Annotated in this window: 2 rRNA genes; both read right to left on the reverse strand. The window is 51.1% G+C overall.

The window, feature by feature from the left end:
- Positions 1-84, reverse strand: a 5S ribosomal RNA gene (rrf, locus tag HHH54_RS10840); the annotation flags it as partial.
- 69 nt (positions 85-153) lie between these two features.
- A 23S ribosomal RNA gene (locus HHH54_RS10845) occupies positions 154-1,535 on the reverse strand; the annotation flags it as partial.

The following is a 1,535-nucleotide window of genomic DNA, read 5'->3' on the forward strand; positions in this document are numbered from 1 at the left end:
AGTCCGACTACCATCGGCGCTAAAGAGCTTAACTTCTGTGTTCGGCATGGGAACAGGTGTGACCTCTTTGCCATAGGCACCAGATAAACATTGAATGTATTGTACATTCAAAACTAGATAGTAAGTATAGTTCACACAAAACCGTGTTTGATATTGATTAAGTCTTCGATCGATTAGTATTCGTCAGCTCCACGTATCGCTACGCTTCCACCTCGAACCTATCTACCTCATCATCTTTGAGGGATCTTATAACCGAAGTTGGGAAATCTCATCTCGAGGGGGGCTTCATGCTTAGATGCTTTCAGCACTTATCCCGTCCATACATAGCTACCCAGCTATGCCGTTGGCACGACAACTGGTACACCAGAGGTATGTCCATCCCGGTCCTCTCGTACTAAGGACAGCTCCTCTCAAATTTCCTACGCCCACGACGGATAGGGACCGAACTGTCTCACGACGTTCTGAACCCAGCTCGCGTACCGCTTTAATGGGCGAACAGCCCAACCCTTGGGACCGACTACAGCCCCAGGATGCGATGAGCCGACATCGAGGTGCCAAACCTCCCCGTCGATGTGAACTCTTGGGGGAGATAAGCCTGTTATCCCCGGGGTAGCTTTTATCCGTTGAGCGATGGCCCTTCCATGCGGAACCACCGGATCACTAAGTCCGTCTTTCGACCCTGCTCGACTTGTAGGTCTCGCAGTCAAGCTCCCTTATGCCTTTACACTCTATGAATGATTTCCAACCATTCTGAGGGAACCTTTGAGCGCCTCCGTTACATTTTAGGAGGCGACCGCCCCAGTCAAACTGCCCGCCTGACACTGTCTTCCAACACGATAAGTGCTGCGAGTTAGAAATCCAATACAATTAGGGTAGTATCCCACCAATGCCTCCACGTAAGCTAGCGCTCACGCTTCAAAGGCTCCTACCTATCCTGTACAAACTGTACCGAATTTCAATATCAGGCTACAGTAAAGCTCCACGGGGTCTTTCCGTCCTGTCGCGGGTAACCGGCATCTTCACCGGTACTATGATTTCACCGAGTCTCTCGTTGAGACAGTGCCCAAATCGTTACGCCTTTCGTGCGGGTCGGAACTTACCCGACAAGGAATTTCGCTACCTTAGGACCGTTATAGTTACGGCCGCCGTTTACTGGGGCTTCGATTCGTAGCTTCGCTAATGCTAACCACTCCTCTTAACCTTCCAGCACCGGGCAGGCGTCAGCCCCTATACGTCACCTTACGGTTTAGCAGAGACCTGTGTTTTTGATAAACAGTCGCTTGGGCCTATTCACTGCGGCTCTTCAGAGCGTGAACCCCAAAGAGCACCCCTTCTCCCGAAGTTACGGGGTCATTTTGCCGAGTTCCTTAACGAGAGTTCGCTCGCTCACCTTAGAATTCTCATCTTGACTACCTGTGTCGGTTTGCGGTACGGGCACCTACTTTCTAGCTAGAGGCTTTTCTCGGCAGTGTGAAATCAACGACTCGAGGAACTGAGTTCCTCTCCCCATCACAGCCTGACCTTATGAGTGCCGG

Origin of the sequence: Staphylococcus canis (genome assembly GCF_016238445.1) — a bacterium.
Classification (GTDB): domain Bacteria; phylum Bacillota; class Bacilli; order Staphylococcales; family Staphylococcaceae; genus Staphylococcus; species Staphylococcus canis.